The 20,633-nt window shown below is 65.8% G+C and carries 15 protein-coding genes; 3 read left to right on the plus strand and 12 right to left on the minus strand.

Annotated elements, in window-relative coordinates; translation table 11 throughout:
* Window positions 1–92 precede the first annotated feature (92 nt).
* The 4 genes from ASF09_RS07345 to ASF09_RS07360 form a co-directional block, all read right to left on the minus strand.
* Window positions 93–521, minus strand: a complete 429-nt coding sequence (locus ASF09_RS07345; RefSeq protein ID WP_235529708.1) for a hypothetical protein — start codon at window positions 519–521, stop codon at window positions 93–95.
* A 202-nt stretch (window positions 522–723) separates the two neighbouring features.
* Entirely contained in the window at window positions 724–1,854 is a 1,131-nt protein-coding gene (locus ASF09_RS07350; protein WP_156359248.1) for a hypothetical protein, read from the minus strand.
* Between the two features lie 142 nt (window positions 1,855–1,996).
* On the minus strand, window positions 1,997–2,827 hold the full coding sequence (locus ASF09_RS07355) for a 23S rRNA (adenine(2030)-N(6))-methyltransferase RlmJ (RefSeq protein WP_060525563.1): 831 nt from the start codon (window positions 2,825–2,827) through the stop codon (window positions 1,997–1,999).
* A gap of 367 nt (window positions 2,828–3,194) precedes the next feature.
* Complete coding sequence (locus ASF09_RS07360; protein WP_060525564.1) at window positions 3,195–4,097, minus strand: SDR family oxidoreductase; 903 nt, start codon at window positions 4,095–4,097, stop codon at window positions 3,195–3,197.
* Window positions 4,098–4,193: 96 nt separating this feature from the next.
* On the opposite strand from ASF09_RS07360, the gene ASF09_RS07365 reads away from it, so the two are divergent.
* From ASF09_RS07365 to ASF09_RS07375, 3 genes are all read left to right on the plus strand, one after another.
* Entirely contained in the window at window positions 4,194–5,030 is an 837-nt protein-coding gene (locus ASF09_RS07365; RefSeq protein WP_060525565.1) for a helix-turn-helix transcriptional regulator, read from the plus strand.
* A gap of 65 nt (window positions 5,031–5,095) precedes the next feature.
* Window positions 5,096–5,599, plus strand: coding sequence for a peptide-methionine (S)-S-oxide reductase (locus ASF09_RS07370; protein WP_060525566.1), 504 nt, complete (start codon window positions 5,096–5,098; stop codon window positions 5,597–5,599).
* Between the two features lie 164 nt (window positions 5,600–5,763).
* Window positions 5,764–6,960, plus strand: coding sequence for a GGDEF domain-containing protein (locus ASF09_RS07375; protein ID WP_082444172.1), 1,197 nt, complete (start codon window positions 5,764–5,766; stop codon window positions 6,958–6,960).
* A 173-nt stretch (window positions 6,961–7,133) separates the two neighbouring features.
* On the opposite strand, the gene ASF09_RS07380 is transcribed toward ASF09_RS07375, so the two are convergent.
* The 8 genes from ASF09_RS07380 to ASF09_RS07415 form a co-directional block, all read right to left on the minus strand.
* A complete protein-coding gene (locus tag ASF09_RS07380; protein WP_060525567.1) occupies window positions 7,134–8,717 on the minus strand; it encodes a GH39 family glycosyl hydrolase in 1,584 nt (527 codons plus the stop codon).
* Window positions 8,718–8,781: 64 nt separating this feature from the next.
* Window positions 8,782–10,416 (minus strand): alpha-L-fucosidase, encoded by a 1,635-nt coding sequence (locus tag ASF09_RS07385; RefSeq protein ID WP_060525568.1) that lies wholly within the window; start codon window positions 10,414–10,416, stop codon window positions 8,782–8,784.
* Between the two features lie 2 nt (window positions 10,417–10,418).
* Entirely contained in the window at window positions 10,419–11,231 is an 813-nt protein-coding gene (locus tag ASF09_RS07390; protein ID WP_060525569.1) for an SGNH/GDSL hydrolase family protein, read from the minus strand.
* On the minus strand, window positions 11,228–13,600 hold the full coding sequence (locus ASF09_RS07395) for a glycoside hydrolase family 31 protein (RefSeq protein ID WP_060525570.1): 2,373 nt from the start codon (window positions 13,598–13,600) through the stop codon (window positions 11,228–11,230). Before ASF09_RS07395 ends, ASF09_RS07390 begins: the two co-directional genes overlap by 4 nt.
* Before the next feature lie 104 nt (window positions 13,601–13,704).
* Window positions 13,705–15,330 (minus strand): DUF5597 domain-containing protein, encoded by a 1,626-nt coding sequence (locus tag ASF09_RS07400; RefSeq protein WP_082444132.1) that lies wholly within the window; start codon window positions 15,328–15,330, stop codon window positions 13,705–13,707.
* Window positions 15,327–17,561, minus strand: a complete 2,235-nt coding sequence (locus ASF09_RS07405) for a hypothetical protein (RefSeq protein ID WP_060525742.1) — start codon at window positions 17,559–17,561, stop codon at window positions 15,327–15,329. The genes ASF09_RS07400 and ASF09_RS07405 overlap by 4 nt, the downstream gene beginning before the upstream one ends.
* Window positions 17,558–19,081, minus strand: coding sequence for a tryptophan halogenase family protein (locus ASF09_RS07410; protein ID WP_060525571.1), 1,524 nt, complete (start codon window positions 19,079–19,081; stop codon window positions 17,558–17,560). The genes ASF09_RS07405 and ASF09_RS07410 overlap by 4 nt, the downstream gene beginning before the upstream one ends.
* Window positions 19,078–20,628, minus strand: a complete 1,551-nt coding sequence (locus tag ASF09_RS07415; protein WP_060525572.1) for a tryptophan halogenase family protein — start codon at window positions 20,626–20,628, stop codon at window positions 19,078–19,080. The genes ASF09_RS07410 and ASF09_RS07415 overlap by 4 nt, the downstream gene beginning before the upstream one ends.
* Window positions 20,629–20,633: the final 5 nt, after the last annotated feature.

The following is a 20,633-nucleotide window of genomic DNA, read 5'->3' on the forward strand; positions in this document are numbered from 1 at the left end:
CGGAAAACCAAGCCAACGACGTCGTACTTTGGTCGATCCTGCAGTAGCGGATTTGCACCGTGACGACCCTGAACAACGCTGCCGCAACACCGTCAGCGGCGCGCTTCGAACCAATCGGTCGCATCCTCCCCGTAAAGCAACAGGATCGCCAACGCTTCCATCACGAGCTGTAAAGCCGAGGTTGCGATGATCGCAGTATCATGCTGCGCCAGCGGTTGGATCAACCCTGATCCGCGCAGAAACGCAAAGCTCGTCACGACGCCCAGAAGCCAGCGCAGAGCGAGCGCACCGCGAGCAGCGCGCGACGCCGACAAGACCACCAGTAACATCAGGAACAAGGCGAGGCCCAGGCCGACTGCCCGGATCGCCTGGATCCGCATGACCAATGTCGTCATCGCCTCGGGTGCGATCGGGAAGGCGAAGCTCATCGTGCGTGTGGCATAGTACGCCAGTACCGCTGAAAACATCAGACTGATCGCGAACAAGACCGCGAACAACCGGATCGAGAGGGATGTCGCCAATTGCCTGCTCCGGATGCGTAGCATTATGCCACGTTGAAGCGCGGTTTAGCCCCTAAGACCTTCCTAGCCTTTAACGGCCGCGTAGAACTCGCCTTCTCTGCAGCCATCGGACAGTATCGTCGATCGAGGCAACGGACACATTTGAGGTCGTTGCCGGCCGATCGGACTGCATAGTTAAGCGACAGTCCGGTATCCTGCTGCGCTATCCCCCGGTGCGCACGACCGAAACGCTGTATTGTGGGGTAAGCGCGCAGTCTGCGGGCGCCGTGCCGAACGCTGCGTGATCCAGGCAATTGGCCGCAGATGCGAAGTTCGCCGCGATCGCGGCCCTCACGATCCCGTTGTCGCGCATCGACGCGTCCACGCCGCCGCCGTGGGCAGACGTGGTGATCTCTCGATCAAACAAAGTCTGCCCGTTGTCGACCCGCTCCAGGCGGTAGTGGAGCGTCACGCTCGTCGTGTTGCCTGTGCCGATGTGGAACGGCGTCTTGTCGCCCAGCCATGACACCACGAGCCGCTTACGCCCGGCTGCAGGCGCTGGTGCGAGGAGATTCATTTGCCGGAAGGTTTCGCTCATCGCTGCATTGATACTGGAACGCTTAGCCGCCGCTATGAAGTTTAGCGCCGAGCTCTTTACGGTGGCGGGAAGGCCCTGAATCTCGCCGATCGTGACGTCGTGAAACAGAGGGTGCGACGATCCGACGGGTGTGGGCGCCTCCGGTGCAAAGGGGAGACCGATGGCCACCATGGAAATATCGTTCGACGATTTGGCGGGGGGAGCATTGATCGGCCCGACGTCGGCGGAAGCCGCCTGCAGGATCGCAAGCGAGACGCTCCGCGCCTTACCCCTATAGACGCTGACGCCCGCCTGAACGGTGATGCCTTTGCCCAGGTTCCAGACGGTGAAATCATCCTTCTTGTAGTCGCCCGGTCCAGGGTCTGCAGCGCCAGCGTTCAACCCCGGCCCAACGGTGGCCGCGATGTCACGGCCGGTAAGGCGAGTGCCCGCGGTGCCCGTCACTTGGCAACCGGCCGTGAAAGCACCGGAGTTGCCTTGGGTGAGGACCAGCATCATACCACCCTTGCTGAACACATGGGGGAGCATCATCGGCCTGTTGCCGATCATCGCTACCGAGGGCACCGCGCGCTCGATCCACCCGCGCGCGACGGCGGCTTTCGCGATGGCATCGAAGTCTGGAAAGCTGCCGCGGCAGGTCTCGTTGAATGCCTCGAGATAGACGGAAGGGCTTGGCTCGGGAGCGTCGGCCGCCGCGGCTGTCGCGTAAAGGACCGTGATGGCCGTCAATCGGGATGCGCGAAGCATGAGGGGCATGATCGTCTCCTGTACCTCTGGAGGGCGCTAAGCCTTCATCCTTACGATCCGTTGAACGGGCGATCGGTTTTCGCGGCGCGGTCATCGCCATGATGTAGCGAGACGATGCATAGCCGCCGAACGGGGCTACGCGGGTTTTACGTCAATCCTCCAACCACGCGGCTGCGATCTCACCCTTATGCCCGTCCGGTGCCAGCACGGCGCACAGGGCGTCCAGCAAGGGTGGCAGCGCCTGCATGAAAGCGTAGGGCGGATTGACGATGAAAAGGCCCGCGCCATTATAGATGCCGGGCTGATCGTCATCGTACAACCAATGTTCGACCACCAGCAATTTCGGGATGCCGAGCTTGCGTAACTGCGCCTTCCACCGCGAATGCGTGGCGCGGTCTTTCAGCGGATACCAGATCACCGTCACGCCATGCGCCCATTTGCGGTGAGCGGCGGCGAGCGTGGCCGTGATACGGTCGCGCTCATCGAGCTGCTCGTACGGCGGATCGACCACCACCACGCCGCGCGGGGTTCGGGTCGGCAGCATCGCCAGCCAAAGCTCGTAGGCGTCGCGCTCATGCACGGCAGCGGATGTACCGCGCATCACGCCGCGCAGGGTATAGGCGTCATCGGGATGTTTTTCGTTCAGGATGAGGAAGTCCTGCGGGCGCAGAAGCTGCGCCAGAACCCGCGGCGAGCCGGGATAGAGATGCGGCTCGGCCCCGGCATTCACCGCCTGCACGCTGGCGCGGTAGTCGTTCAGCAAGGAGTTCGTGTCGGCAAAGGCCCGCCGCACGCCGTGCGTGGACTCGCCCGTGCGCTGGGCATCCTGGCCGCCAAGGTCGTACAGCCCGCAGCCGGCATGGGTATCGATCAGCGTCAGCGCGCCCGGTTTTTGCTGCAAGGCCCGCACGAGGGCGATCAGCAGGCTGTGCTTGACGACATCGGCACTATTGCCGGCATGAAAGGAATGACGATAATTCATTGCGGCTCAAAATCCTGACGATCTACCTGCATGCGCGCCGCTGGGTGCGGTTGCCGAGCGCGAGGCGACCGAGTACCTGATGCGATGCCAGTATAAAGTCAGGCGGAAACCTTCAACGCACTTCTGAGCGAGGCTTCAAGCCCGCATTGGCGGTCGTCACCAGGGGCGGAGAGGCGAGGCCCCGGCAGAGGCGCCGACCCAGTAGCAGACAATCACGCCGCCCCTGCCCCCAACTCGTTTTGGCGCGGATCAATCGCGACATCGGATACCGCGCCGAACTCCGAAGACGATTCGACTGGCGTCGGAGGCAGGCAGTCCGTTGCACGCCAGCTGACGTTGCCATCAGTCGGCATGCAACGGTAGCCGATCACGCGGCTAAGGGGACGGAATAGTCCATCGCGGCAAGATCGCTGAGCAGATCGGGACCGGTGGGCTTCCACCCCAGCCGCGCCTGCGTCCAATTACTCGATGCGATCATATCGAGTGCGGCAAAGGGCGCCATCCAGCCGAAGTAATGCTCGACCTCGTCGTTCCTGACTGAGCGGACCGGCAGTCCGGTCCCTTTGCCAATCGCCTCGGCGATGGTGCGCGCATCGACGCCCTCCTCTGCCGAAGCGTGGTATCTCGCGCCTGGCTCGCCGCGTTCGAGCGCCAGAACGTAGAGCTTGGCGACATCGCTGACGTGCGCGGCGGCCCAGCGCGTGGCGCCCTCGCCCAAATACGCCATCGCTCCGGCACGACGTGCCTCCGCGATCAGCGGCGTGATCAACCCGGCCTTGGTGGTGTCGTGCACCTGTGGCAGCCGAATGGTGCGTACGTCGATGCGCCGGGCGATCAGCGCCGCGGCGGCGAGCTCGGTGACGATACGCGGATTGGCGTGGAGCGGGTTGAGTACGTCCTCGGTCGCAGGACCGCCGTTCCGCGGCGTGCCGATGCCGATCCCCGAGGTGATCAGGATCGGCTTGTCTGTCCCCGCCAGCGCATCGCCCATCGCCATGATGTTGCGTTCGTCCTTCGCTGTATTCGCGAGGAAGGCTTCGAAGTTGTGGTCGAACGCGCAGTGGATGACCGCGTCGGCCGCAGCCACGCCACTGGCGAGCGTCTCCGGCCGTTCCAGGTCGCCACGATGAACTTCGACGCCAGCCCGCTCGAGCTGCTGGGCACCGGCGTCGGACCGCGTGAGCCCGAGCACGTGATGGCCGCGGCCGAGCAGCTCGGGGATGACGTGAGAGCCGATAAAGCCGGTCGCACCGGTCACAAAAACACGCATGGAAAATCTCCTTGTTGCCTGGCGACCATATTCACCGCCTCGATTACGTGTTAAAGTAGTGAGCTTATCGTGGTATAAGCTTCAACAGGATCGATTATGGCAAGCGACGTACCCAATCCGCTCGGGACCTATCTGCGCGATCGGCGTACCCGGCTCGACCCTGCGGCGTTCGGGTTTGCGGGCGGACGGCGCCGCACGCCCGGTTTGCGCCGCGAGGAGGTGGCGAGCCGCGCGAACATCAGCCCGACCTGGTACACCTGGCTCGAGCAGGGCCGCGGCGGCGCGCCATCGGCCGACGTCCTCGATCGCATCGCGAGAGGATTGATGCTCACCGAACCGGAGCGCGAGCACATCTACATGCTCGGCCTCGGACGTCCGCCGGAGGCACGCTACCAGCCTGTCGAAGGGATCACCCCGCGGCTCCAGCGCGTGCTCGACGGGATGGTGCTGAGCCCGGCGATCATCAAGACGGCGATGTGGGACGTGGTGGGCTGGAACCGAGCGGCCGCGGTGCTGCTGACCGACTATGCCAAGCTGCCGCGGGAGGGACGCAACATCCTGCGGCTGATGTTCGGCAGCGACCATGTCCGTGCGCGCAACGCCGACTTCGACAGCATCGCCCGTTTCGTGGTGGGTGCCTTTCGCGCCGATGTGGCCCGCACGGGTGCCAGCACCAGCGTCGAGGTCACGAAGCTGGTCACCGAACTGTCCCGGCTCAGCCCGGAGTTCGCGGCGATGTGGGAGGACAACGACGTGGTTGCCCATGGCGACGGGGTGAAGCGCATCCATCACCCGGATGCGGGACTGCTCGCGATGGAGTTCTCGTCGTTCGCCGTTGAAGGACGACCGGAACTTGGCATGATCATATACAACCCCGCTTCGCCAGACGATGCCGAGCGGCTGCGCGTGTTGCTGAACGGTGCCGGCGACTGACTGGGATTGAAGACGCCAGCGCGGGTCACGAAAACGCCGGCGCTGAGGGATGCGGAAGGTTGGCAATGGAAAAGATCGGCTTTGGTGGCGGGTGCCATTGGTGCACCGAGGGCGTGTTTCAGGCGCTCAAAGGCGTTTATCAGGTGGATCAGGGATTTATCCAATCCGAGGCCCCTTGGGACACATGGGCGGAGGGCGTGCTCGTGAGCTTCGATCCCACGGCCATAAGCCTGGCGACGCTCGCCGAAGTCCATCTCAGGACCCATTCGGCGAACGGGACCTACTCTCCCGGCGGGAGGTATCGAAGTGCGATCTACGTCGTTGATGCGGAGCAGCGCGAGACAGCCGCACGGACGATCGCACGGTTTGCCACAGAGTCGGGCAACGGTCCCCGGACGCTGGTTCTTCAGTTCGTCGGTTTCAGACCCTCTGAAGCACGCTACCAAAACTACTATCAAAATGATCCAGGCAGGCCGTTCTGTCGCCGCTACATCGATCCCAAGCTGGACTATATCCGGCACCATTTCGCCGATGTTGCCCTTCCCGATGCCGCGGGGCACCAGCCATAAGCCGCGACGTGCCGTTTGCCCGGTTCGGCCGTTCCTTCATCTCAGTCGTTCCAACGATGCAGGGTGCCCAGCGGGCCGCTTAACCTGTCGAATTGACTGAAATTTAACACCAAAACGGCATCCATGCGATGCGCTCCTGGGGGGAGCCCCAGGGAGTGATGTTGATGCCGCATGGTGATGGCGTGCTGCCGCGTTGGGCTGTCACGCGCTGGCTGGTCGAGTGTGTTGGTGAAGTTCCGGCTGAAATCCGCCCGTCCCTTGTTCAGGGGTTGTATGGATCACTCCCGATCTTTCTGGGCGGGGTGTTCAACACCATTCTGGTCTCCTCGATCGTGGCTACTCGCCTTCCCAAACCCGCGTTCCTTCTCTGGGCAGTGCTGGAGGTCGGCTTGGCGGCATTGCGCCTGCCGCTGCTCATCAAAGGAACCCGCGCCGCGAAGAGCGGAGGCCGCGCGCATATCGACCTGTACATATTGGCTGCGGTATGTTGGGCTGCCTCGGTAGGTTATGGGTGCTTCATTACCGTGCTGAGCGGTGACTGGCTCGCCGCAACGCTCGTCGTCCTCTCCGCAGCGGCGATGACGGGTGGCGTGGCATTTCGGAACTTTGCGGCCCCTCGGCTCGTGACGACCATGATCCTTCTTAGCCTCGGGCCGTGCGCCATCGCCGGGGTCATATCCGGCGAACTGATCATGCTCGCGACGGCATTCCAGATTCCGATGTACATCTATGCCATGACGCATGCCGCCTATCGTCTGAACGCCATGCTGGTCCAGACCATGCGGTCCGAGCGCGAGAACGGACGTCGCGCGCGGCACGATACCCTGACAGGCTTGTTGAACCGTGCGGGTCTCGAGGAAGTCGTTGCTCGCCGCGCAGGCACGGCTACGGGCGCCACGCTCTTCTACATCGACCTCGACGGCTTCAAAGCGATCAACGACAGGCTCGGCCACGCGGCGGGCGATCAACTTCTCGTCGAAGTCAGCGACCTGATTAGACAGGTGACCCCTGCAACGGACGTCGTCGCCCGGATGGGAGGCGACGAATTTGTCATTCTGGCCGACGAGACGGACGCTGCCACCGCTCGTCAAACCGGACAGCGTCTCATCGACACGCTGTCCAGCACGTCATTCTTGTTGAACGAAACCGCGGTGACGGTCGGTGCGAGCGTCGGCATCGCGATAAAATCGGATGCTCAGTCGGACTTCTCGACCCTGCTGCTCGAGGCGGACAGGGCGCTGTACGATGCAAAGCTAAAGGGACGCTCCTGCGCCGTGCTCGCTCCCGTCACGTCGCCGAGCCTATACCTTGCCGCCGATCGAGGCTCAGACGTCCAATCCAGTAGATCGGCAGCACGCTGAAACGGCCACCTGCGACAGACTACCGCTAAGCGGTGCTAGGGAACCTCGAAAGTGGTCGGGGTCGGGCAAGGTCCCGCCGTGGCACGCGACACCCTGGCGCCCGCCATGATGCTCTTTGCGAGCGTGCATCGGAAAAAATCACAGGCACTTTTCTCAGGTCCGGTATTGACCGGTCATCGTCCAGCCCGCGCATCACGGACGACCGGCTCCAGCGTCACCAGCACGACGTCGTTGCTGCGCATAGGTATTGCGACAAACGCGCTGCCGCGCGCGTCGATCTTCACCACCTTGTCCTGCTCGGGCAGATCCGCGGTCGCCTGTTGGAGACGACCGAGCTGCGCGGTGTCGAGCGCCTTGGGCATCCCCATGTCGATGTACAGCGAGAGCGGATCGTTGCGCCGATAGCCGGTCTTGCGCACCACCAGCCGATAGGTGCCGGCCGGAACATGCGCGAAGCGGAAGGCAATCGGCTTGCCCGCGGTAGCCGGGACCAGACGCGTGTAGAACGGCTTGTTGCTGACCGACTGGACCGGCTGCTGCCAGTCCCAGACCAGCGCGGCGATCCGGCGACCATCGGCGGCGGCCATGACATGGTCGTCGGTCACCGGTATCGTCCGGCCCTGCAGCGCATGCAGGTATTTATACGCGAACCACGCGGGCTTGCGGATTCCCTCGCGGTTCATCAGTCCGAAGCCGCCATGGAACGGCGTCGGCGGCGGTCCGGGCTCCTCGAACAGGTCGGTGTAGGTCCAGTAGCTCATGCCCTGCGCATAGCCCTGCGACTGCTTGAGCTTGGTCAGGATGTACGGCGCGCTGATATAGCTGTCGTGGACGAAATCGCGCGGCGTGTAGCTCGTGCTCCACTCGGTGAAGAACAGCGGCAGGCCGGGATAGGCCGACGCCTCGATCTGCGCGCGGACGTTGCGCACGTCGCCGATGACCGCGTCGGGCGACGGCGAAAGCTTGGTATCCTGCTTGCCGTCCTCGTCGAGAAAGCCGCCATCGACGCCGTAGGTGTGCGTCGTGACGAAATCGATCGGCACGTTGGTCCGCTTGGTGAACTTCAGGAGCTCGGGCACCCAGGCGGCGCCCGCGGTCGACGGCCCGCCGACCCGCAACGCGGGATCGATCGCCTTGATGGTCCGGGCGGTATTGGCATAGAGATCGAAATACGCCTGCTGGTCCGCCTTCTCCCAGAAGCCCGCGAGATTGGGCTCGTTCCAGACCTCGAAATACCAGCGCCGCACTTCTTCGTTGCCATAGCGCTGGCGGACGTGACGGACATACGCGTCGATCAGGTTGCGCCACAGTTTCGGATCGGGGTGCGACGTGTTCCCTTTCCAGTAGAAGATCGTCTGCTCCGACGTCCGCATCGCGCTGGGCGTGAAGCCCAGTTCGACGAACGGCCGGATATGCTTGGCGAGCAGCGCGTCGTACAATTGGTCGATTTTAGTCCAGTCGTAGACGATCCTGTCATCGGTCTTGCGCACCGTGCCGAGCACATCGTGGAAGATGTCGTGGAAGCGGATATAGCGGAAGCCGAGTTCGTCGACCGCGGTCTTCAACTGCGCCTGGCTGTCGCTGCGGATCAGCGTCCCGGGAAAGTCGGACCCGACCGACAGATCGAACGAGCGGTCGACCGGTGCCGCAGCCTTGGCGACATCGATGCTGACGGTCCGCTTAAGCTCGGCGGGTTCGGCCGAGACGCCCGACGGCGATGCAACGACCGCGACCGCCGCCATGAGTGCCCACCGCATATCCAACTCCCCCGCCGTCTTCTGTCTTCTAGCTACCGTAGTGGTAGCGCAATCGGTTGCTCAACTAAGCCAGTCCGGTCAGACCACGACCCTCGATCCGCAGGACCGGCACGAACGGGCTATGGCCGCGCGTCAGGTCGACGTGAAGCCCGGCGCGATCCTGGCGGTGCGCGCACGTCCCGCCGCCAAGCAAGGTCACGCGCTCGATCGCCCCCTTCAACCGACCGCTGCCGAGCGCGGCAATCGACACGGAGCCTTCGGGTTTGCCGAGGACGAGCGCGTACAAGGCGCCCTTGTTGGTGGTGAAGCGGATGTCGCGCGACGTGAACTGGCCCGCACTGCCCTCGTTCTGCATCCCTTCCTGAACCTTCGACGGTCCTTCGCCATAGATCCGCCAAGGCCGCGAACCGAAGATCGCCGCGTCGTTGATCGCCATCCACGCCGCCATGCCGTCGAGGATGCGCTCCTCCTCGCCGTCGATCGAGCCGTCGCCGGGCTGCGGGATCGAGAGCAGCAGATTGCCGTTCTTCGACACCACGTCGGCGAGCCGCTGGATGACCTGTTCGGCGGTCTTGTAGCTTTTGTCGTTCAATCGCGCGACGTTGTAGAACCAGTCGCCGATGCAGGTATCGGTCTGCCACGGCTCGTCCCACAGGTGATCCGTAAACCCGCGTTCGACATCCTGGACGATTCCGAACCGCTCGTTGGGCTTGAGCATCTTGCCCGTCAGGACCACGTCGATCTTGCCGTGCCAGGCGATCGAGCGGTTGTAGTAATCCGCCGCCGCCTGCAGCCCGATCGGACCGAACGGCAGGCCGTAATCGTCGAAATAGCAGAAGTCCGGCCGGTATTTCTCGACGAGGTCTGCCTGGCGCAACAGCCACTTCGCGGCGTAGCCCGGATGCCCCGGCGGCCCGGTCTCGACCCATTGCCCGTCATGCGCGTCGTGCCACGCGTTCATCGCCGCGATCGTGTCGATCCCGGCGGGGAGCACCGCGTGCGCGCCGGTGTACAGCTGCTGTGGATCGAGCCCGTCCCACCATGTCCCGCGCCCGTCGCTCGCGCGGCGCGTGAACGCGTCGTAGCGCTGCCCCTTCAGCGCGCCTTCGGGGTCGTAGCCATAGGCGGTCTGGTACCAGTGCCAGCTGTGCGCAGCGTGGTTGGAGACGCCGAACTTCAGCCCGGCGCGCCGGGCCGCGCCCGCCCAGGTGCCGACGATGTCGCGCTTCGGCCCGACCCGCAGCGCGTTCCACGCATGATACCGGCTGTCGTAGCAGTCGAGATTGTCGTGATGGCAGGCGAGCGACACGAAATACTTCGCACCAGCGCGCTTGTACCGGTCGATCAGCGCGTCCGGATCCCAGCGCGCCGCGGTCCAGCGGTCGAGGATGTCCAGCATGCCCGTCTTCGTCGGGTGACCGTAGGTCTTCAGGTGATGCTCGTAGACCGGATGGCCCTGCATGTAGAGGAACCGGCCGTACCAGTCGCCCTGTTCGGGTACCGACTGCGGCCCCCAATGCGACCACAACCCGAGCTTCGCATCGCGAAACCAGTCGGGATAGCGATAGTGATCGACCAGCGACTCCCAGGTCGGCTTCACCGGCCCGCGCGCGAGCCCCATCGGGCTTTGCGCCAGCGCGTGCGTCGCCGGGCCGATCGCGGCGAGCCCCGCCAGCACGCCGCGTCGGTCGAGCGCCATGCTCATCGCCCGCCGATCGAGGTACGGACCGCGGCGAGCGCGAGCGGACGCATCACCGCATAGCCCGCAGGCGTCGGATGGACGCCGTCGCTGGCGAGCCCCGGCTTCATCGCGCCGTCCTTGGTCGCCAGCGCGGCATAATAGTCGACGAAGACGAAGCCGTTGCGGCGCGCATAGGCTTGCAGCCACGCGTTCAGCGCGCGGACCTGCGGGACCGGGCGTTTGTCGGGGCTCCACGGAAACGCCGCCGCGGGGGGGACCGATGCGAGGATCACCTTGATGCCGTGCGCGCGCGCGAGTTCGGCCATCGTTTCGATATGGCCCTGCACGGTCGCCATCGTCGCCGCGCCGGTGTTGCCGGCGATGTCGTTGGTCGCGGCCATGATGTGGACCGCACGCGGCTTGAGCGCGATCACGTCCTGTCGGAAGCGGACCAGCATCTGCGCGGTGGTCTGCCCGCCGATCCCGCGGTCGACGAGCCCGTCGGTGAACAGGTCGCGATCCGCGCCGATCCAGTTGTCGGTGATCGAATCCCCCATGAACACCACGCGGACCGGTTTGGCCGACGCCAGAACCTCGCGGTTCTGCGCCTGGTACCGGCACAGCTGCCCGAAATCGCGCGTCAGCATGTGGCGCTTCCACATCTGCCAACCCGCACCATCGCTAGGCTTGGGATGCGACGGACACGGATCGGCGACGATCCCGACCGGATCGCTGGCATAGGGATCGCCGGGTACGTCGACCTGCGCGAACGCGGCGCTCGACACCGCCGCAAGCGACAGCGCGAGCGTGCGAAGACCGCGCGCGCCGATCATGGCCGGCCGACGATCTTGACCAGCCCGGCCACCGCCTGCCCGGTCGGCAGCGGCCCCGATGCAGTCAACCGCCCGGCGCGGTCGTCCCAGTGCAGCGCGGCCTTGGTCCCGCCGCCCTTCCCCTTGCTATCACGATAGGCGTTGGTGACGCCGTCATCGTCGTAGAGCGTGAAATTGCTGTCCGCGCCCGGATAGACGCGAATTTCCGACAGTTTCTGCGCAGTCGCGGTGCTCGGCACCTGGACGCCCATCGGGATGATCGAGCCCGCCCGCACGAACAGCGGAACCCGCGAGATCGGCGCGGCGGCGTCGATCGTCTGCCCGCCGCTGTGCCGCGCGTTGGTCCAGTAATCATACCAGTCCGCGCCCGCAGGCAGATAGACCGAGCGGTGCGTCACGCCCTGATCGGTGACCGGCGCCACCAGGAACGCCGACCCGAACATGTATTCGTCGCCCATATTCGCGACCTTGGGATCGTTCGGGAAATCCATGAACAGCGCGCGCATCATCGGCGCGTTGCTCTCGTAGGTCTGCCGGCCGAGCGCGTAGATATACGGCATCAGCGTATAGCGGAGCCGCAGGAAATCGGCGAGCAGCGGTTCCGCCGCCGTCCCGTATTCCCACAGCGCGGTGCCGGGACGCTGGCCATGGATACGCAGCGTCGGGGTGAACACGCTGTACCCGAACCAGCGCACGAACAGCTCGGGATAGTCGGTATAGCCCGGCGCCATCGCGGTCGCGCCGGCGGGATCGACCAGCACCGGGCGTTCGGCCTTGGGCCCGTTCGGCCATTGCCAGCCGCCGATATCGCTGCCCCAATAGGGAATGCCGGTCGCGGTGAAATCGAGCCCGGTCGGCACCTGCCGCTTGAGCGCTTCCCAGGTCGACTGGATGTCCGACGACCAGAACAGCGCGCCGTTGCGCTGGGCCCCCAGATAGGCGGCGCGCGCGAGGATCAGGTTGCGCATCGTCGGGCGATCGCGCGCCGATCCTTCCGCGACGCTGGTCGTGTGCAGCAGCGGGAAGACGTTGTGATAACGATCGCCCGACCCGATCGAGAAATAATGACCGTCAGGGACGAGGTCGGGCTCGGTCTCGTCGAGCCAGATCCAGTCGAACCCCTGCGAGACGATGTTGTCGCGGATCCGGTCCCAATACCAGGCGCGCGCATCGGGGTTGGTCGTGTCGATCAGCCCGCCGGTCCGGTCCGAGCGGATCGGCAGCCCGTTGACGACGCTGCCGTCCTTCTCGTGGAGCAGCCAGCCCTTGTTCGACAGCATGTCGAAATAGCGCGATTCGGGCTCGTAGCGCGGCCACACGCTGATGATCGAGTGCATCCCCATCGCCTTCAGCTTGGCGTTCATGCCCTTGGGGTCGGGGAAATAGGTGTGGTCGATGTCCATCTGGCCCATCCGGGTCCAATGGAACCAGTCGAGCACCATCGCATCGAGCGGCAGGCCACGGCGGCGATAGCCCTCGGCGACCCCCAGCAGCTCGGCCTGCGTCTCGTAGCGCGCCTTGCTCTGCAACAACCCGAACGCCGCCTTGGGCGGCAACGGTGTGGCACCGGTGAGCCGCGCATAGCCGGCGTAGAGCTCGTCGGTGGTCTTGCCCGAGATCACGAAGAACGACACGCGCTCGCCGACGTTCGACTGCCAGTGCGTCGAGCCGTGGAGGCCGGGCGACACGGTGGTCTGCGACGGATTGTCCCAGACGATACCATAGCCCTTGTTCGTCACCATGAACGGCACGCAGACCGTCTCGCCCGCGGGCGCATCGTAATTGTGCCGGCAATCGATCGTCCTGCCGCGCAGGTCGAGCACGCCCTCCTGGTTCTGGCCGAGCCCGTAATAATGCTCGTCGGTGGACGCCGCGAACTGTGCACCGACGCGGAACGTCTTCTCGTCGTTGACCGTGTGCGGCGCCATTTCCCAGCCGGTCATGCGGGTCAGCAATGTGCCGTCGGCGCCGCGGACCGTTACCGCGACGGGCGGCAGCGACGGCGCGAAATAGCGTTCCATCTGGCTCGGCGCCTTGGGCCAAGGCTGCGCCTCGACGGTCAGCGCCAGCGCGGACGAGGTGAAGACGTCGGCGCCGGCGTCGCTACGCCGTGCCCATCCCGCCGCGTCGGGCTTCGCATTCGGTCCCGGTCCCGGTGCTGCGGTGGCCTCGGCGCGATCGGTCGAGATCGTTACGCGGACGATGTTCGGCGCATATGCCTCGACAGATACGAAGCTGCCGTTGCGCTCGACTGTCGCGATCGGATCGGCCCAGGCCGCGGTCGAGATCAGCAGCGCCCCCAGCGAGAGCAGCCCTCCGACGCGGCGTGAACGAAACGCGCTCGTCGGCACGGAAGATATCGGTCGCATATGCTTGTCCTCTCCTTCGACGGTAGACCCGCCGACTGGTATCGCTACCCTAAATGAAATTCTCGTCATGCAAAGGCCGCTTGCCGACGGTTGTGTGCGGTCGCTCAGCGGTAATGGCCCATCGTCACCTTGAGCACCTGCGGCCGGTCGAGCAGATTGAGACCATAGTCGGTCTGGTCGCCGTTCCACACGCGCGCCATCACCCAGCGCCCGTTCTGGAAGCCGCCTTCCTCGACGCGCACCACCATGCCGCCGGGCTTGCCGTCGGCGCCGTCGATGTTCACGCGGACATGATCGCCGACCAGCAGGAACTCGTCGGCGGACAGCTGCGCGACCGCGACGCCGCCGATCGGTTCGTTCGCCCAGGGCGCGGGATCAGACTTGAGCCAAGTCCAGTCCTTCATCCCGAACTGCCATTCACCCCAGCTCGCGCTGACCTTCCAGCCGCCCATCCTGGTCGAGACCGCCGCGCCGTTGTTGGGCTTGGCGGCGCCCCAGGTCGGCCGTTCGAACGCGATCCGCGCCCAGTCGCGCATGATCGAGCCGAACATCCGATAGGCGAGCGCGAGCGGTTCGAGCGTCTTCTCGTCTAGATCGCGCGCGCCGAGCGGGTAGTTGAAATAGCCGGTGTCATCGAGCCCGAACGGCGAATAGCCGATCGCGCCACGTCCCATCGCCGGGTAGATGAAGCGGTGGAAGTCGCGCGCGTTGCCGATCTCCGGCACCATCAGCGCGTTGTCGGGCCGGGCGTATTTGTCGAGATACTGGACGACGTTGCCGGCGTCGCGATCGTAGATATCGGGCGCCTGGAAATCGATATGCGGTGCCGCCGCCTTCCAGATGTCGAGCACGTCCTGCTGCGGCCCGCCGCTCGCGACGCCGTCCGGATCGGGCACGTTCGACGGTCCCGACAGGCTGGCGTTGACGTACATCGGCAACGGCTTGACCGCCTTGCCCGCCGCCGCGATCGCGTCGACATAGGCGGCGACGTACCAGCTGTTGAACGCGCGATCGGCCTGCGCGCCGAACGCCTGCGCCCAGGTGCCGCGCTTGCCGGTCGCGCGGGCGAGCGCGGCGGGAATGGGTTGCGCGAACAACGCGTTGCCGGTCGCCGAATAGTCGCGCGGATTGCGATAGCTGCCGGTCTCGTTCTCGGGCTGGACCAGGATCACGGTGTTCTGGCGATCATGGTCGCGCAGATACTCCATCACCTTGACGAACGCGCGGCGGTCGGCGTCGAGCGTCGCCTTACCGTGCGCGCTGAGCACGCCGTGATCGCTGCCGTCGCGCATCTTCATCCGCGGGAAGCGCCGGTTGTCGAGCTTCACCCAGTCGGGCGTATAGGCGAGACCAGTATTCTTCCACGTGCCGAACCACAGCAGCACCACCCGCTTGTCATGCCCCCGCGCCTGATCGAGCAGCGCCTGGAGGAACGACAGGTCGAACTGTCCCTCGCGCGGCTCGACCTGCTGCCAGGCGATCGGCACCTCGACGGTGTTGGCGCCGATCCGGTCGAGCACCGGCCACGCGGTCTTGAGCGCGTCGGGATAGTTGCTCGAATTGTTGACCTGCCCGCCCAGCATCGTGAACGGCGCACCATCGACGATCAGCGCATGCCGGCCGTTGCGCGTCTCGATGTGCGGGACCGCCGTGGCCTGCCCCGCCGTCGTTTGCGCAAGGACGGGATGCGCGACGCCGAGCGCCGCGAGAACGAGAAGTCGCCGGATCATTGAACCTCCTTGGGGTCGCCGTAGAACAGGCCGCGCCCGTCCGTGCCGAGATAGACGCGGCCCTCGCGCCGCGGATCGCCGGAGACGACGCGGTAACGGCCACCCCAGCGATGATCGTCATCGTCGATCCGCGACCAGCTCTGGCCGTCGTCGACCGAGCGCCAGACCCCGCGCACGCCGTCACGCGTACCGACCGCGAAGACCGCGTCCTTACCGAGGCCATAGAGTTCGACGCGAAGCGCCTCGCTGGCAGGGACGAAACTGCTGCCATAGTCGATGCTGCGGAACAGGCGGTCGCCCGCCTGCAGCCTCAGCGCTCCAGCGTGCCCCGGCACAGCAAGCAGCGCGCTCTGTGCTTCGCGGCCCTGCCGGCCAATCGCCCGAAGCTGCGCGGGCAGACCGTGGCCGGCGACGGGCGCGAAACTGGCGGCGGCATCGCGCGACAGCAGCACCCGGCCGCGCTCGACATCGACCGCATAGAAGATCCGTGGGTCGCGCTTGTCGGCGACCGCCCGCGTCTTGCCTGGCAGCCCGCGCACCGGCGTCCAACTGCGGCCGCGGTCTCGCGTCACTTGCGGGATCGGCGTCGCGACCACCATCGTCGCACCATCCGCCGATACCGTGATCGGCCAATCGCCGTTCAGGTCCTCGCGTCGGGCGGGCGTGCCCATCGGCGGCACGGTCACCATCGTCCAGCTCCGGCCGCCATCTTCCGAGCGCCCCAGCGAGCCATCGCGCGGTCGGTCGAGATACAGGCTGCCGCTGCGGACGATGACGTTCGGCGCCATCCCGGCATAGTCGAGCGCGTTCGTGTTCGACATGTACGGGTTGATGAAGGTCGGCTGCGGCGACCGGTCAAGATCGTCGTGGACGAACCCCGCCAGATCGCCGAAGCCCGAGATCAGCGGTGCGCCACCGGTCGGCGACACGAGCGTGATGATCGCGGTCTGCTCGATGCCGCGAACCCAGGGCGCCCAGTTGATCGTGCCTGGATTGGTCGCATTCCGCGCCGCATAGACGGTCGCCCCGGTCGTATAGGTGATCCGCGCGGGATCGAACGGGTCGATCGCCAGCCCCGAGATCCAGTGCCCGAAATCCGCGCCCTTGCCCTCGTGCAGCAGGAACGGCGTCGCCGAGACGTCGCGGCGGCTGCGCGGACCGAGATCGTCCCAGCTGCGGCCGTCGTCGTGGCTGATCCACACCGAGTCACCGTGGCGATAGCGATCGACCGAGCTGACCGCGACGGTCCCGGTCTGACGTCTCGATACCGCAACGCCGAGAAACGCGCCTTCCGCACCGGTCGCGCGCCACGCGGCGGGGGTGACGTCGCGCCCGCGCCCGTCGGGGCCGTAGCGCCATACCGCCCCCGTCGCGATTCCGCTCGGTCCCAGACCGCTCGCATAGCCGACCCACAGCACGCCGCGGCGATCAATAACGCCCTTCCCGGCGAACAGCCGCGGCCCCTCCGCCGCATGCCACGTCAGTCCGGCGTCGTCGGAGCGGTAGAGAGTGGCCGCGCCGGGATCCGCTACGCCCGCCCATAGCCTGCGCGAACCTCCGCCCGGACGCCCGCCCGAACGGCCGCTCGTCGGGTCGATCGCCACGAACGAGACGCCGCCATGCGTTGTCCGCGAAGCCGGTTTACCGAGCCCCGCGACCGGAAAACTGGCCACCTTCGCCCAGGTCGCGCCCGCATCGCTGCTGCGCCACAGGCCGTCATGGCGCGATCCGAAGAACAGCGTCTGGGTCTGGTTGGGATCGACCGCGAGCCGTTCGCCCATGCCCCGGCCGTCCTCGTTGCCACCCATCGCGAACGGCACGGGGGTAGTCCGCCACGAACGCCCGCGGTCGGTCGACCGCAGGATCGCCGCGGGCTGGCGCGCGCTCACGCCTGCCGCCATGTAGACGATGTCGGCATTGCGGGGATCGGGCGCGATGCTCTCGATCCCCATATAGCTCGACGTCGCGGTGCCATCCTGCAACGCCGACCAGCGCCGCGTCGCGTCGTCCCACCGGTACGCGCCGCCCATGTCCGTCCGCAGATAGGCGAGCCCGCGCTCGACCTCGCTGAACACGATGTTCGGCGCGTAGCCGCCCGCTCCAACCGTCACGTTGGTCCAGCGATAGGGAACGGCTTCCGGCGACCGGCTCCAGCCCGGCGCGGACACCATGATCAGCAGCGCCGCCGGGAGCCAATGAAAGCCGCGACGGCGGACGGCGATGCGGATCATGGCGCGATCGCCGCCGCGCAATGCTGCGCGATGAACTGCTCGTGCGTCGGCATCGCGTCGGCGGTCTTGCCGATCATGTCGCGAACATGGTCCATGAACCGCGCGGATTCTTCGGGTGGCAGCGCGGCGACCAGCGGATCGGTCGACACCGGGCGCACCCCCTGTCCGAGCAGCACCGCGATCCAGCCATCGGGCGTGAACAGTTCGCCCTGTTCGCGGAAGGTTCGTGCCTTGCCCGACCAGAGATCGAGCTTGGCTTGCAGCGTATCCGGGATCGTCATCGTCCGGCAGTGGTTCCAGAACGTCGAATCCGACCGCTCTGTCGCGTGGTAGTGGAGGATGATGAAATCGCGGATCTGTGCATATTCGCGCAGCATCACGCGGTTATATTCGGCGATCTCGACACCGCCGAACCCGCGGTCCGGAAACAGCGCCATCAGCCGCGTGATACCCGACTGGATCAAATGGATGCTGGTCGATTCGAGCGGTTCCAGGAACCCGCCGGACAGTCCGATCGCGACGCAGTTCTTTTCCCACAACCGCTCGCGGCGACCAGCGATGAACCGCAACTGGCGCGGCTCCGCCAATGGCTTGCCGTCCAGCCCGGCGAGCAGCGCGCGCAGCGCGTCGTCGTCGTCGACATGGTCGCTGGCATAGACATGGCCGTTGCCGACGCGGTGCTGGAGTGGGATCCGCCACCGCCAGCCGGCCGTCTCGGCGGTGGCGCGGGTGTACGGCGTCAGCGTCCCCTGTCGCTCGCTCGGCACCGCCCAGGCGCGATCGCACGGCAACCAATGCTGCCAGCTTGTGAACGGCACCCCTAGCGCATCGCCGAGCAGCAACGACCGGAACCCGCTACAGTCGATGAACAGCTCGCCGTCGATGCGGCGATCGCCGTCGAGCCGCAAACCGGTGATGAAGCCCGACTCGGCATCGCGGTCGACCGCCGCTACGCGTCCCTCGACGCGCACGACGCCCGCTTCTTCGGCCATTCCGCGCAGAAACTTCGCGTACAGCGCGGCGTCGAAATGAAACGCATAGGACAGTGTCGACAGCACCGATTGCGGATTGCTCGCCGGGCGCGTGAACCGCCCTTTCCGCGCAGCGACAGCGGACAGGCAATAATCGCCGATCGGGCCCGGATCGCCGCCCAGGTTCGCCTGCCGCAACCACAGCTGATGGAACGAGACGCCCTCGATATCGCGGCCATGCGTACCGAACGGATGCAGATAGGAATCGCCCAGCCACCGCCAGTCGCGAAATTCGATCCCCAGCTTGAACGTCCCGCCGGTCGCGCGGACGAGCGCGTCCTCGTCGATCCCGAGCATCCGGTTGTAATCGCGCAGCGACGGGATCGTCGCCTCGCCGACCCCGACCGTGCCGATGTCCTCGGATTCGACCAGCGTCACCGCGACACCGGTCGCGACCAGGCGCGACAATGCTGCGGCGGTCATCCACCCGGCGGTCCCGCCACCGACGATCACGACCTTGGTGATGCGCGCCGCCGGCGTATCGGTCATGCCGGTGCCCGCGCGCCGAAACGATGCGTCTGCGCATAATCGACCAGCGCACGGTTCGACGGCAGGTTGGCGATCGCATACTGCGCCTGCCGCTGCACCTCGGCGAACGCGCGCCGCGCATCGTCGGGATAGCGCAACGCCCCAGCCTTCGCGCTCAGGTCGGTCTTCCAGCCCATCCCGTACAAGACATATTGCCAGCTCGCGTCGGTGAAGATGTCGACCTGCCCGTCGATGTCGAGCTCGTTGGGCGGTCGGAACCGCCAGCGGTCGAGCAGTTCGAGCAGGCTGTCCGGGACCGACGAATCCGCCACGTTGTCGCGCCAGAACGCCGTGTCGCGACGTTCCGAGATGCAGTAATGCAGCTTGATGAAATCGAGCGCACGCTCATAGCGGCGCAGCATGTTGGCGTTGAACTGCCGCGCGGACGTCTCGTAATCGCCGCCCCAGGGGAACAGGTTGGCGATCATTCCCGCCGACACCTCGGCAAACGCGATCCCGGTCGCCTCGAGAGGCTCGAAGAACCCGCTCGACAGCCCTACCGCGACGCAGTTCTTGTACCAGTTGACCTCGCGGTAGCCCGCATCGAACTTGAAATGGCGCACGTCGGCCTCGTCGCCGCCGGCGCCCAGATAGCCGCGCAACACCCGTTCGGCGGTCTCGTCGTCGCTATGATCCGACGAATAAACGTGACCGATGCCGCGCCGGCGATCGAGCCCGATATCCCAGATCCAACCAGATTCCTGCGCGGTCGAGATGGTGTACGAGGCTATCGGCGCGTCCCGCCGCGCATAGGGCAGCTGTGCGGTGATCGCGCGGTTGCAAAACAGCACGTCGCGACACGATCGGTATGGTATCTTCATCGCCTTGCCGATCAGCTCGGCGCGAAATCCCGTGCAATCGATGTAGAGATCAGCGTCGAGCAGACCGTTTTGCTCGGTCCGAACCCCGCCGATTGCGCCATCCGCATCGAGCAGCACTTCGGTGACGGTATCGGTCAGGTGCCGCACGCCGTTCTTCACGCCCTGCTCGCGCAGCAGCCCGGCGAGCGCCACCGCATCGAAATGGAACGCGTAGTTGAGCGGCCCGACGTAATCCGGGTTGCTCGCCAGTTTCGGCGCCCGCATCTGGTCCGCGGCTTTCTTCTGCGGGTTGGAAACCTCGTCCCAATTGTCTGGACCGCCATAGCCGAGCAACCAATAGGGCAGCAGATCCAGCCCGTCGCTCGCATCCGCGATCTGGAAGGGATGCAGGTAATGATCGGTGCGACTTTGGCCGGGCTCATGGCGCCAATGGACGAATTTCGCCCCCTGCTTGAACGTCGCACCGCAGCGACGGACCAGTTCGGCCTCGTCGATACCGATCGTCGCCAAGGTCCGCCGAATGGTCGGGAACGTCCCCTCGCCCACCCCGAGAATGCCGATATCGCGCGACTCGACGAGCGTGATCGAGACCCCGCCCGCAAGGTCGGCACCGAGACGCTTGGCCAGATAGCCGGCGGTCAGCCACCCGGCGGTACCGCCGCCGACGATCAGGATTCGCTTGCGCATCGCGC

It is taken from the genome of Sphingomonas sp. Leaf242, assembly GCF_001422045.1.
Lineage (GTDB): Bacteria > Pseudomonadota > Alphaproteobacteria > Sphingomonadales > Sphingomonadaceae > Sphingomonas.

What these genes read in the sequence shown, in the direction of transcription:
- ASF09_RS07350 (WP_156359248.1), bottom strand. Translation starts at nt 1,854, where the DNA reads ATGCCCCTCATGCTTCGCGCATCCCGATTGACGGCCATCACGGTCCTT.
- ASF09_RS07355 (WP_060525563.1), bottom strand. Translation starts at nt 2,827, where the DNA reads ATGAATTATCGTCATTCCTTTCATGCCGGCAATAGTGCCGATGTCGTC.
- ASF09_RS07360 (WP_060525564.1), bottom strand. Translation starts at nt 4,097, where the DNA reads ATGCGTGTTTTTGTGACCGGTGCGACCGGCTTTATCGGCTCTCACGTC.
- ASF09_RS07365 (WP_060525565.1), top strand. Translation starts at nt 4,194, where the DNA reads ATGGCAAGCGACGTACCCAATCCGCTCGGGACCTATCTGCGCGATCGG.
- ASF09_RS07370 (WP_060525566.1), top strand. Translation starts at nt 5,096, where the DNA reads ATGGAAAAGATCGGCTTTGGTGGCGGGTGCCATTGGTGCACCGAGGGC.
- ASF09_RS07375 (WP_082444172.1), top strand. Translation starts at nt 5,764, where the DNA reads ATGCCGCATGGTGATGGCGTGCTGCCGCGTTGGGCTGTCACGCGCTGG.
- ASF09_RS07380 (WP_060525567.1), bottom strand. Translation starts at nt 8,717, where the DNA reads ATGCGGTGGGCACTCATGGCGGCGGTCGCGGTCGTTGCATCGCCGTCG.
- ASF09_RS07385 (WP_060525568.1), bottom strand. Translation starts at nt 10,416, where the DNA reads ATGGCGCTCGACCGACGCGGCGTGCTGGCGGGGCTCGCCGCGATCGGC.
- ASF09_RS07390 (WP_060525569.1), bottom strand. Translation starts at nt 11,231, where the DNA reads ATGATCGGCGCGCGCGGTCTTCGCACGCTCGCGCTGTCGCTTGCGGCG.
- ASF09_RS07395 (WP_060525570.1), bottom strand. Translation starts at nt 13,600, where the DNA reads ATGCGACCGATATCTTCCGTGCCGACGAGCGCGTTTCGTTCACGCCGC.
- ASF09_RS07400 (WP_082444132.1), bottom strand. Translation starts at nt 15,330, where the DNA reads ATGATCCGGCGACTTCTCGTTCTCGCGGCGCTCGGCGTCGCGCATCCC.
- ASF09_RS07405 (WP_060525742.1), bottom strand. Translation starts at nt 17,561, where the DNA reads ATGATCCGCATCGCCGTCCGCCGTCGCGGCTTTCATTGGCTCCCGGCG.
- ASF09_RS07410 (WP_060525571.1), bottom strand. Translation starts at nt 19,081, where the DNA reads ATGACCGATACGCCGGCGGCGCGCATCACCAAGGTCGTGATCGTCGGT.
- ASF09_RS07415 (WP_060525572.1), bottom strand. Translation starts at nt 20,628, where the DNA reads ATGCGCAAGCGAATCCTGATCGTCGGCGGCGGTACCGCCGGGTGGCTG.